Source organism: Paenibacillus sp. RC21, from assembly GCF_044907935.1.
Lineage (GTDB): Bacteria > Bacillota > Bacilli > Paenibacillales > Paenibacillaceae > Paenibacillus > Paenibacillus terrae_A.
Map to the genome: position 1 here is coordinate 895,662 of NZ_JBIYCS010000001.1, position 12,290 is coordinate 907,951.

At 43.6% G+C, this 12,290-nt stretch carries 6 protein-coding genes and 1 pseudogene; 5 read left to right on the plus strand and 2 right to left on the minus strand.

Annotation, left to right across the window (positions count from 1 at the left end; translation table 11 throughout):
- Nucleotides 1-9: 9 nt before the first annotated feature.
- Nucleotides 10-525: pseudogene (locus ABIA61_RS03970) on the plus strand (alpha/beta fold hydrolase); the annotation flags it as partial.
- 326 nt (nt 526-851) lie between these two features.
- Here ABIA61_RS03970 and ABIA61_RS03975 read toward each other — a convergent pair.
- Complete coding sequence (locus ABIA61_RS03975) at nt 852-1,964, minus strand: alpha/beta fold hydrolase (RefSeq protein ID WP_404580327.1); 1,113 nt, start codon at nt 1,962-1,964, stop codon at nt 852-854.
- A gap of 498 nt (nt 1,965-2,462) precedes the next feature.
- Between ABIA61_RS03975 and ABIA61_RS03980 the strand changes: the two genes are divergently transcribed.
- From ABIA61_RS03980 to ABIA61_RS03990, 3 genes are all read left to right on the plus strand, one after another.
- Nucleotides 2,463-4,529 carry a thioredoxin domain-containing protein gene (locus tag ABIA61_RS03980; RefSeq protein WP_404580328.1) on the plus strand — a complete coding sequence of 689 codons (2,067 nt, stop codon included), beginning with the start codon at nt 2,463-2,465 and terminating at the stop codon, nt 4,527-4,529.
- A 407-nt stretch (nt 4,530-4,936) separates the two neighbouring features.
- The gene (locus ABIA61_RS03985; RefSeq protein ID WP_404520084.1) at nt 4,937-6,937 is read left to right on the plus strand and encodes a methyl-accepting chemotaxis protein; all 2,001 of its coding nucleotides are present in this window, start codon (nt 4,937-4,939) and stop codon (nt 6,935-6,937) included.
- 144 nt (nt 6,938-7,081) lie between these two features.
- On the plus strand, nt 7,082-9,679 hold the full coding sequence (locus tag ABIA61_RS03990; RefSeq protein ID WP_404520086.1) for a hybrid sensor histidine kinase/response regulator: 2,598 nt from the start codon (nt 7,082-7,084) through the stop codon (nt 9,677-9,679).
- 5 nt (nt 9,680-9,684) lie between these two features.
- Here ABIA61_RS03990 and ABIA61_RS03995 read toward each other — a convergent pair whose 3' ends face one another.
- On the minus strand, nt 9,685-10,377 hold the full coding sequence (locus ABIA61_RS03995; RefSeq protein ID WP_283655988.1) for a response regulator transcription factor: 693 nt from the start codon (nt 10,375-10,377) through the stop codon (nt 9,685-9,687).
- 595 nt (nt 10,378-10,972) lie between these two features.
- Between ABIA61_RS03995 and ectB the strand changes: the two genes are divergently transcribed.
- Nucleotides 10,973-12,235 carry a diaminobutyrate--2-oxoglutarate transaminase gene (ectB, locus tag ABIA61_RS04000; protein ID WP_404520090.1) on the plus strand — a complete coding sequence of 421 codons (1,263 nt, stop codon included), beginning with the start codon at nt 10,973-10,975 and terminating at the stop codon, nt 12,233-12,235.
- Nucleotides 12,236-12,290: the final 55 nt, after the last annotated feature.

Genomic DNA, 12,290 nt, shown 5'->3' on the forward strand with positions numbered 1-12,290 from the left:
GATGCGACAGCACTTATGAATAGTGGAGTAAGTAAAATTACACAAATTCCTTCTGATGGACTGAACTTTATTACAAATCGAAAGTTTTCAAATATTTCATCAAAAAAATTATGGGAGAAGATTGGTTTAAGGAGACGAGTGTAATGAAATTTTTCCCAGCCGTAGTAGCGGATCTGGATTATCGCATGATGTATCAAAATGACCAACATTAATCATATATTTGAACGAACATTAATCGATAGCACTACCATTTATCAATTACAAGGAGAAGGGAAACCGTTTATTTTATTACATGGTTTGTTGAGTGATGGAGAGGGTTTGTTTCCTTTCGGACAAGAGCTTTATGAAAAAACTGGTCAACCTGTATAGATCCTGGATCTTCCAGGATTAGGACGTTCCCCTTTTAAACGAGAGGAAAATCTTCTCAATCTGTATTTGAATATACTGAAAAAGTTATTGGGGGAAGCTACTAATGGTGCGCATTTGATTGGCCATTCCTTCGGTGCGGTCATTCTTCTAGAAGCATCTGATGGAAACGATAGATCGCCTGCTTGTCAGGTTATAATCTTAATTGCGGTTTATATAGAAAGTGATTGTAAATGAAATTAAAAGAGAAAAACCATAGATAAATATATAAAAGGTACAAGGAGAAGTAACAAATTGATATCTCTCCATTGGGTAAATTAAGACTAGGCATGTTTAGGGCAATACTTACGCTAAAAAGACGGTTCCCCCTTTTGGGGAAACCATACGTTATACATAATTCCTTTAAATATTTATGAAATATCCGCATTAACCATACTCTGAATTTTTTATGTGAGAAATTGTGATTGGGTATTTATCTCTCTGTGTTATAGGAACTTCTTCATTTCATTAAATGCTAACTCCCTGTGACCTGCTTGGCAGTGTTGCTCACCCCCCGTTTCTTTAGTAAATACTTTGGTTGTAATGGAAGCCGCATTTATTAATTCTTGTTGAATTTGTGGTAGTCGGCTAATAGGTACATATTGATCATCTTCTCCAGCTAATAAAAGAACATCTTGATTAATGAATGCTCCAATGCCTTGCATCGTGTGTTTTTCGAAATTTTTAATGAGACCAAAAGGAGTTGATTCACCGGTGTTTTCCATCCCTTTGGTAATCTTCCAATGTAAATCAATATTGTGAGTCATCATCTTTTCAAGTAAAGAATCCACTTGATCTACTTCATTATGATCGACTAGCTGCATCATACTCTGATACGTTTCTTCTGGCATACCCATTTTTAAGGCATCTAAACCACAATAGAAAATGTTAAAAGCAACTACTTTATCGATTCTCTTTTCGAAAGCTGCTGCCCGCATTGCCAAATATCCTCCCCAAGAAGCGCCTACGAGGCTTACACGATCTAATTTGAAATAATCAATCACCGTTGATATGGGCTTTTCCCAGTTATGAATGAATTTTAGACCGTTTTTTAATGCAGTTCCTTGGCCTGGACCATCAAATACAATAATATTGTAATGAATTCCCTTCATAAATTTCATCATTTTAAGCATCTCTTCCATGTAAGAATCATACCCACCAAAGACAAGTAATGTTTTCGTAGCTCCAGGTGTCATTAATTTGACAGCAGGAAGATAGGAGTCTTCATAAGGAATCTTGTAGGATTCATACTCAAAATCATGAAAGCCTTTATAGAAGGTTTCTGTATATTTTTGATACATTTTTTCTTTATTGGGATCTGTGGGTGCAAGATAAAATTCTGCTGCTTGATAGTAGACTGAGGCTAAGTCATAGTCCTTGCTATCTTCGCGTTTCTTTGCTGAATCCAGCCAAGCTTCATACCAGCTATGGGTATCGTTTAATTTCGGAATCATTTTTTCCAAATCTGCTTCTGTGCGATCATCTTCTTGATAATAATCATTGATAAAACGATTAATTTGGAGATTAAATTGTTCGTTATTTACATATTGCTTAAACATATATTTTCCTCCTTCAATTTGGGTATGTGCTTACTATAGAGTATAGTTACTACATAAAAAATAATTAGTATCGCATAATCTGTAAGATATCTTACATGTTATATATGAAGTGTTCGAAAACTTACACATAAGGAGCAAGTGGTTAAACGAATGAAGATATCAGAATTTATAAAACAAAAATCGCTATTGAGCGAGCTTTCATTGAATTACTCCAACAAAATGATTTTAAAGATATTACGATCTTTGGAGAGCCCTATAAGGCAGTAAAAGAACTACTGGGGACCTGATTCTGTTCACATGGTTTGGTTTTGCAAAGTGAGTGATTATATAGTTTGAAGCTCGTGAGCTAACTCAGAGATTGAGTATGCGCTGAAACTAAAGATAAAAGATATGAGGAGAACTGTTAAGGTAATCCGAAATTGATGATTGCGACTCATTTGGGTAAACTAACACTAAGCATATCTTTACCCAAATCCAACCGAAAAGAGGTGATGCCCCATGACAACGAACAGCAAGCCCAATAGATTAATCGCTGAGAAATCGCCTTATTTGCTCCAACACGCTCATAATCCAGTGAACTGGTATGCGTGGAGTGAAGAAGCGTTTGATACAGCGAGACGAGAAAATAAACCTATTTTCTTATCTGTCGGCTATTCCACTTGTCATTGGTGTCATGTTATGGAGAGAGAGTCGTTCGAGGATGAAGAGGTTGCGGATTTGTTAAACCGGGACTACGTATCCATTAAGGTGGATCGGGAGGAACGTCCGGATGTGGATCATATTTATATGTCCATCTGTCAAACGATGACGGGGCATGGGGGCTGGCCGCTTACGATTTTGATGACGCCGGATCACAAGCCTTTTTTTGCGGGAACGTATTTGCCCAAAGAGCAGAAATTTGGCCGTGTGGGTCTAATGGAGCTGTTGGACAAGGTGGCTGCCCGTTGGAAGGAACAACCTGACGAATTGGTGGAACTGGGCGAACAGGTGCTTACCGAGCATGAACGCCACGACAAGCTTGCCAGTTATCGGGGCGAACTGGACGAGCATAGTCTGAACAAAGCCTTTCATCAATTCAGCTATGCCTTTGATAAGGACTATGGCGGCTTTGGGGAAACTCCCAAGTTTCCTTCTCCGCATAACTTGTCTTTTTTGCTGCGATATGCACAGCACACTGGAAATCAGCAGGCACTGGAAATGGCAGAGAAGACGCTGGATGCGATGTATCGGGGTGGAATTTACGACCATGTGGGCATGGGATTTTCACGCTATGCGGTGGATGAGAAGTGGCTGGTGCCTCATTTTGAAAAAATGCTATATGATAACGCTCTGCTGGCCATTGCTTATACGGAGGCTTGGCAAGTCACTGGCAAGGAGCTGTATCGACGGATTGCGGAACAAATCTTTACATATATCGCAAGGGACATGACAGATGTTGGAGGAGCCTTTTATTCAGCGGAGGATGCGGATTCCGAAGGAGAAGAGGGCAAATTCTATGTTTGGGACGAGTCTGAGGTAAGGGCTATACTGGGCGCTAAGGATGCCGCCTTTTTTAACGATTTGTACGGGATTACACCTTACGGCAATTTCGAAGGACATAACATTCCGAACCTGATTGATATAAATCTGGAAGCCTACGGGATCAAGCATGACTTGACCGAACAGGAATTGGAGCAACGGGCCAGTGAGCTGCGAGCTAAGCTGTTTACTGCCAGAGAGCAACGGGTTCATCCTCACAAGGATGACAAGATTTTGACCTCGTGGAACGGGTTGATGATCGCTGCTTTAGCGAAGGCGGGACAGGCATTTGGAGAGGCTAAATATACCGAACTGGCACAGAGGGCAGAGACGTTCTTGTGGAACCATCTGAGACGGGACGACGGACGGCTGTTGGCGCGTTATCGGGACAGGGATGCAGCTTATCCCGGCTATGTAGATGACTATGCTTTTTATGTGTGGGGCTTGATTGAGCTGTACCAGGCGAGCTTTGATGTACAATATCTGCAACGGGCGTTAACGCTTAATCAGGATATGATCGACTTGTTCTGGGATGAGGAACGGGGCGGACTGTTCTTTTACGGATCAGATGGTGAGCAATTGATCGCCAAGCCCAAAGAGGTATATGATGGAGCGATTCCATCCGGTAACAGCATTGCGGCCCATAATTGGGTGCGACTGGCACGGTTGACGGGGGAATCTCGGTTGGAGGACTATTCAGCCAAGCAATTCAAGGTTTTTGGTGGCTTGGTTGTTCAATACCCAACGGGTTACTCGGCGCTGCTTAGCTCGCTATTGTATGCGTCGGGAACGACGAAGGAAATTGTTATTGTGGGGCATAGGGATGATCCGCAGACCGACCAGTTTATTCGAGCGGTTCAAGCCGGATTCAGGCCGAATACAGTTGTTATTTTGAAGGATGAAGGGCAGTCCGCAATCGCAGACATCGTCCATTATATCCGTGATTACACGCTCGTCGATGGCAAACCGGCTGTGTATGTGTGCGAGCATTTCGCCTGCCAGGCACCTGTCACCCGTCTCGATGATCTTAAGGCTTTACTGAATTGATTAACCTAAAATAAAAAACAAATTTGATCCCCTTGGGGTAACAAGCATATGGTGATTTTCGAAAAATGACCTTATGTATGCCAACCTCAAGGGGATTATTTCATGTTTAGAGGTAGGTATAGTGAGTTAAAACTAACATTTCCTTAACATGTTCAGTGCATTTTTTTTAATAGTTTTTAGGTATATTATATTAAGGAATCGGTTCCAAGGAGCCTTGCTTCATTCAAAAATAAGTACATATACCTATTCGTTGTCGTGTTTATATCTTTTTTGTGTCGAAGTGTTTTAGAGGGAGATGATGAAGAACGGAAAAGAGAAAGTGAATTTGTCGAGTGAATAATCATTGGCAAAGCGAAGCGGTTCACAATATGCAAGCAATCCAGATGATGAATTGGAGATGTTGACTAATGAAGAAGTTTGCAGGAAAACCATGGCACGTGGGAAGGATGCTCAGCAATAATTTTAAAACGAAGCTGATGGTCGCTTTTATTGCTTTTTTGATCATACCATCTATGATTGTTGGGGCTCTATCATTTGTGAGCGCCAGACAGGAGATTCTAAACCAGATTGAAGATAGCGCCGAGCAGGTCATCACCCGCACTAATTTTATTATTGATAGCGCCATTTCACCCAAGGTGCATGATGCAGAATATTTCGCTGAAAGGCTAAAAGGCAACCTGGTGGAGACGGAGGAACAAGCGGCGAATTTGGAAGAATTCTTTAAGCAATATATTGCACTTCATCCTGAAACAGAATCCATTTATTATGGAACGAAAGGTGGTAAATTTACAACCTATCCACAGAAGGAATTACCGGATAATTATGATCCCCGAGTCAGATCCTGGTATGAGCAGTCCATAAAGGAACAAGCAAAAACAGCGATTAGTGCGCCCTATCTCTCCGCATCCTCCAAGCAAATGACGGTTACGGTGTCCAGAGCCACGACGGATGGTTCGGGTGTTATTGGCATCGATCTGAAAGTTAGCGGTATTAAGGAGACACTGAACAATATTAAAGTAGGTCGTGAAGGTTATGCCATATTGCTGGACAGCGAGCGCACTTACATTGTTCATCCGACGAAGGCACCAGGCACCAAAATAGCAGATATTGAATCACGCATGTATGAGAGCGACGCTGGTGAATACGAGTATCAGTATGAAGGTCAGTCCAAATATATGAACTATGCGACCAACAAGCTGACAGGCTGGAAGATAGGCGGAACGCTGTATTTATCTGAAGTGGATGAAGCAGCACAGCCGATTTTGATCAGCACCTTGCTTACGGTCGTCGGGTGTCTTGTGGTGGGTATAATCATTGTCTATTTCCTGATTCGTTCCATCATCAAACCTATTTTAAAATTGAAGGAACAAGCGGTTAATGTGAGCGCAGGGGATCTGACGCAGGACATTCAAGTGAAGAGCGAGGATGAGATTGGTCAATTGGGACTGGCTTTCCGAAACATGCAGGATAACTTGCGATCTGTCATTCAGAACGTAGGGGAAAGTGCAGATCATGTCGCTAGATCCTCGAACGAGCTAACGGTAAGCGCAGAACAAACCAGTGCTGCAAGTGAGCAGGTATCACAGGCTGTTCAGGAAATTGCCAGTGGAGCAGAGAAGCAGACTACAGGCCTGGAAAATAACTCAGTAGCCCTTGATGAAATTGCACAGGGAGTCACACAAATTGCGGAACGCTCAATCTCGGTAGCCGATTTGGCCAGACGATCCTCTTTACAAGCAGAGGAAGGACGGAAATCCGTTGAGCAAACAGGCGAACAAATGAATTCGATTCACCATTCGGTAGAGCAATCTAACCGAATGATTCAAGCCTTGCAAGCCCGCTCACAGGAAATCGGTGAAATTACCAAGGTTATTGGTGAACTATCCAATCAGACGAACCTACTGGCCTTGAATGCAGCGATTGAGGCGGCTAGAGCAGGTGATCATGGCAAGGGCTTTGCCATCGTTGCAGATGAGGTGCGCAAGCTGGCAGAGCAATCGCAGGCATCTGCAACACAGATTGCCACATTGATTGCCGAAATTCAGCATGAAACGGAAACCACGGTTCAGACGATGAACCGTGTTACGACTGAGGTTCAGAATGGGCTGCAGATTTCTAAAGAAACCATTGTCAAGCTGGGAGACGCGATGGAAGGCATTCGGGAGACCACACCTCAGGTGGAGGAGGTTGCTGCGATTGCACAACAGATATCAGCGAGTGTACAAGAGATTGCAGCGACAGCCAACGAGCTGGCGACGATTGCAACCGGTAATGCTGCTACTTCTGAGGAAGTTGCCGCTTCCTCAGAAGAGCAGCTGGCTTCCATGGAGGAAATATCAGCCTCTGCTCAGCTGCTATCAACAATGGCTGCTGAGTTGAGGTCTATGATTGGTCGTTTCAAGTATTAAAACGAACTTGAACCCTATGGAATCTATAGTACAATGAATGCTCGGGACAGTTCTTTAAGCCTTATGGCATAAGGAATCTGTCCTGAGTTTTTTTATATTTCCAATATAGCTTACAAAGTAGGGAGATTACAGGAGGGAGAACACTTGGTTCGAGACTTGGTGCTTTATGTTATCGTGATATTATTAATTGTTTTGACTTTTCAGCCGCCTATTACATTTGCGCGCCGCAATCTGATTTCTCAGCTCATTCGGCAGACGATCACGCGTGTTTTTTATGGAGTGACAGGAATTCTATTCTTATATTTTGGCATAAGTGATAGAGATCTGATGACTTGTGTGCTGGAGCTAGGGATTGGTCTGATGTTCATCGCTTTGTTTGTACGCGTTTGGATCATTAAACATACATATGAACAACGTTTACTGGGCCAAAACCGTGATCTCCTAAATGTGCTTCGGGTTCAACCCGGTTTTACCTTCAGGCTGGAGAAAAGCGGCGACGAATTTTATTATAGGCTGCTCGAAGGAGGCTTGCTGGAGCGCATGGGTATGGATCTGCAAGTCAGCTATAATCGAAGGGAGCATGTTAAGCGACTCGGGGATATTTTCGAGCTTTCCTCTGAAACGCTGGAGCAGCTTAGCGAGTACTACAAACAGGCATGGTTCGGTGACCGGACGGTATTTGAGCTGGAGTTTTGGGAATACTCGGCTTTAATTACCTTACATCCGGTCAGGGAGGACGGGATCACCAAGCATGTCATCGGTCACGTAATGGATATTACGGAGTATAAAGCTTCCGAGCAGAAAAGAAAGGAGGTAGACGAGGCTAACCATGCCAAAAGCGTTTTTTTGGCTCATATGAGCCACGAAATTCGCACGCCGCTGAATGGGATCATCGGTCTGTCCAAGCTGTTGAACAAGACGGAACTGACTGCTGTCCAAAAAGACTACCTTGACAAGCTGCTCGCCTCCTCGGGTACCCTCTCGTCCATGCTCAATAACGTACTGGACTTTTCCAAGATGGAAGCAGGCAGTTTGGAATTGGAAAGACAGGAGTTTGAGCTGGAAAAAATGCTTAGGCATCTTGCAGATACGGTGGGTACTTTGCTGGAACACAAAGAAATAGAGATCATTTTTATAACGGACCCCAAATTACCCAAAAGTGTTAAAGGTGATCCATTGCGGATGGAACAGGTGCTTTTAAACCTTCTGACTAATGCCGTCAAATTTACGGATCAGGGACATGTATTGTTAGAGGTGAAAATGCTAAGCCAGCAGAACGGACGGGTAGTGTTGTCCTTTATGGTGGAGGATACGGGTATAGGTATTTCCGAGGTGGGTGTGAACAAGCTGTTTGTCCCTTTTACCCAAGCGAATACATCAACCAGCCGCCGATATGGGGGCTCCGGGCTGGGTTTGGCCATTAGCAAGCATTTGGCTGAAGCCATGGGCGGGAATGTAGAGGTTGAAAGCCGATTGGGAGAATACAGTCGGTTTTACTTTAATGTCGAACTGAATATCGGGGATCTACATCCGGAAGGCGCACAGATAGAAAAACAAATAAGCGGCAAAGCCTTAATTGTTGTGCGGCATGAGCTGTTGAGATTTAGTCTGAACGAATTACTACAAAGCATAGGATTAGAAACATACACCATTTCATCCTTTCAGGAATGTGTGGAAGCTTTTCAAAATGGCGAATATTTTGATTTGGTTATGGTCGACATGGGGATGAATGGCTTTAGAGAGCTGGATACACGGAGACAATGGCTTCAATTGCTAAATAGACAGATGACTCAGGTCATTGGACTTACAACAGTGTTCCAGATGGAAGGGATAGCAGTTGGGGACGAGGATAGCAGGGTGGATGCCTTTTTGTCCAAGCCCGTGACTCGAAACGCTGTATTGGAGGTTATTCGCTGGAGGCTGGAAAAGGAAAAGACAGTGTCTGTAGATGTTAATACTCTGGATACATATACGATAATGAGCCCTCGTTATGAAAGAGAGATTACAACACAGAAGTATCAAATTCTCATAGCGGAGGACAATGAGATTAACCAGGTGGTAATTACCGAGTTCCTGGCAGAGCGCGGTTTTGAAGTAACCATGGTTGCAAATGGAAGAGAACTGTTAGAGTCACTGGAACTGCGTTCCTGGGATATGGTAATGCTTGATCTGCATATGCCAGAGATGGATGGCTTTGAGACGGCCAGACATATTCGCAGCAAGAAAGCTTTTAACAGACTTCCAATTATCGCCTTTACGGCCGATGCTGCGCAGCATGAACAGGAGGTTTGCCTTCGTTCAGGCATTAATGCTGTGCTGCTCAAGCCTGTCCATGAACTGAATGCTGTAAGAGTGTTAAACAGCTGGATTCATTTAGCATGGCTGCAAGAATTACATGGTGTTCACGCGGAACAGGCGATAGCCGGCATGGATGGAAAGGTATATATTTTTCAATTTGCCCTTTACAAATGGATTCAGGAATACCAGCATCTCGATAAAAGATTGACGAGGAAAATGGACAACGGACAGTTATCTGCCGCTCTCCGATTAATCCACTCGCTTAAGGGAGGGGCAGGAAACCTGTTTGCGTCCGGGCTGCTGGCAAAAGTCATAGAGCTGGAAAAGGGATTGAAACGTAGCCATGAAACCTCACCAGGGAAGATGTATCCAGACTGGCGAGAGCAATTGAGCTTGGTTCAAAAGGAGATTAACCAAATCAAGTCATCGGTTCCCTGGAGCTGATCGTGCTATTGCACAAATTTATAACCAATTCCCCAGATGGTCCTGATTAATTTCGGCTTTTTAGGGTCTTTTTCGATTTTCCTGCGCAAATGGTTGATATGTACGTCTACAGCCCTCTCATTAATAAAGGAGTCTGTGCCACGAAGAGCTTGAATCAAGGCATATCGGCTGAATACAATTCCCCGGTTCAAATAAAAAAGCTTCATAAGCTCAAATTCCGAAAATGTCGTCTCCACAATCTGCCCATCAACGGTAATCATTCTTCGCGCCAGATCCAAAACAATGTCTGTTTCAGGCTCGGCTTCAGGCGCAAGGCCTCTTGCCTGTAACCGTGTGATTTCAATACGACGGAAAAGAGCCTCGATTCGCGCCTTTAGCTCCTGCATACTGAAAGGCTTGCAAATATAATCGTCTGCTCCCAACGTAAGTGTACGGATGCGCTCTGAGATATTGTTTTCTGAAGAAATCACGATGATTGGCACATCCGTATGCTTGCGTACCAGTGGGCAGGGATTGACACCATCCAAATCTGGAAGCAGTAGATCTAGCAAAATAATATCAGGCTGCACCATACCCAGCCGGGCAATTCCCTCAGCCGCCTGTTCCACCCGGGTAACGTTGTAGCCTTCTCCAGTCAAATACAAGGAAAGGGTATCTCCCAGCATATTGTCATCTTCAATAATCAAAACATTAGACATAATGATATTTCCTTATCTTTCTATCAAATTCGAGTCAAATGGTTAGGATAGGTTCAATGCATTCAAAAAGTTTTTGGCAAGTTCTTTTGATAGAGTAACCCCCTTTGGACAGTCTGTCAAAAGATCAGGGGGATCGGGCAAACCAATAGCCGGGCAGAACGGATTTATACTTTTTTGATATGGAAATGCTCTATTTATAAGATTTTCAGCTCTATTCCGACATTTTTCGTGGAGAATTAACAAAATGCAACAAGTCCTCAACACTCGATTACAAAAATTTAACAAAACACATCAGAAGCATGCATTGACTTTAAAAAAAATTATGGTATTTTATTACATAGGAGTGACATCCACTGATAGGCCCCTTAGAACCCCCCACCATTTAATCTTCTGGAATTTAATTTACACTCCATAGACTATTTTGCATTTATTTTCTGTACTCTAATCGTTCCTGTGATCGTACTCATGATTTTTTGGTGTGGCTACCCCATTGAGATTCGGACTGTCTTCTCTTTTTAGCTTACATATTTACACTTTTTTTGCTTTCCATGCTTGTATTTTTTCCAAATCAGGTCAGCGGGAGGACGAGAAATCAATGAACACATTCGAAGCACTGGAGTCCAATGTAAGATCCTATTGCAGAAACTTTCCGGTTGTTTTCAACAAAGCGAAAAACGATGTGCTGTATACGGAGGCAGGAGAGGGATATATCGACTTTTTTGCCGGAGCAGGGGCCTTGAACTACGGACATAACAACGATTTTATGAAAAATCGGATTTTGGATTACTTAACCTCTGATCGGATCATGCACGGTCTGGATATGTACACAACGGCGAAACAGGAGTTTATTGAGTCTTTCTCCGAGCGTATTCTCCAGCCCAAGGGCTTGAATTATAAGCTGCAATTTTGCGGACCAACGGGAACCAATGCGGTAGAGGCAGCGCTGAAGCTTGCACGCAAAGTCAAAAAAAGAAATGGGATTTTTGCTTTTATGGGCGCATTTCACGGCATGTCTCTAGGAAGTTTGTCCGTTACCAGTAACAACTCCATGAGAGAGAGTGCTGGTGTATCCCTGAATAACGTTACCTTCATCCCCTTTAACAGTACGTTTAACGGCTTGGATACCATTTTGTATATGGAGCAGCTTTTAACAGATACCCATTCCGGGGTGGAAAAGCCAGCGGCTATCATTCTGGAAACGGTACAGGCTGAAGGTGGTATTAACATTGCCGATACTGAATGGCTGCGTGATTTGCGGCAACTGTGCGATGATCATGATATTTTGCTGATTGTTGACGATATTCAGGTCGGCTGCGGTCGGGTCGGTTCGTTCTTCTCGTTTGAGCGCGCGGGTATCGTTCCTGATATGGTCGTTTTGTCTAAGTCGATCAGTGGTTATGGTTTGCCGATGTCACTGCTACTGCTCAAGCCGGAGTTGGATATTTGGAGCCCTGGCGAGCACAATGGTACCTTCCGGGGGAACCAGCTTGCTTTTGTAGCCGCCAAGGCTGCGCTGGAGTTCAGGGATACGGTAGGGCTGGAAGCACAGGTAAAAGAGAAAGAAGCTTTTGTTCAGCAATTTTTGTATGAACATATTCAAACGATTGACCCTCTCATTGACATTCGCGGCTTGGGACTGATCTGGGGAATTGATGTGTCTCCTCTGGGAGAAGCCTTTGCCAAAGAAGTAGCTGCTCTTTGCTTTAGCAGGGGCCTCATTATTGAGCGGGCCGGACGTAACGATACGGTGATTAAAATTATGCCTGCGCTAACGATCAGCTTGGAAAACCTGCGTGAAGGCTGCAACATCATTAAAGAGAGCATGGTTCAGGTGTCCAGCACACTGGTTACTTTGTAAATCTTCATATTTTAACAGATTGACGGGAACCTCCATCGCTGCTATTTTCTAGCGG

Excerpts from the sequence above, each read along its gene's own strand:
- ABIA61_RS03980 (WP_404580328.1), top strand. The coding sequence starts at position 2,463 with ATGACAACGAACAGCAAGCCCAATAGATTAATCGCTGAGAAATCGCCT.
- ectB (WP_404520090.1), top strand. The coding sequence starts at position 10,973 with ATGAACACATTCGAAGCACTGGAGTCCAATGTAAGATCCTATTGCAGA.
- ABIA61_RS03975 (WP_404580327.1), bottom strand. The coding sequence starts at position 1,964 with ATGTTTAAGCAATATGTAAATAACGAACAATTTAATCTCCAAATTAAT.
- ABIA61_RS03995 (WP_283655988.1), bottom strand. The coding sequence starts at position 10,377 with ATGTCTAATGTTTTGATTATTGAAGATGACAATATGCTGGGAGATACC.
- ABIA61_RS03985 (WP_404520084.1), top strand. The coding sequence starts at position 4,937 with ATGAAGAAGTTTGCAGGAAAACCATGGCACGTGGGAAGGATGCTCAGC.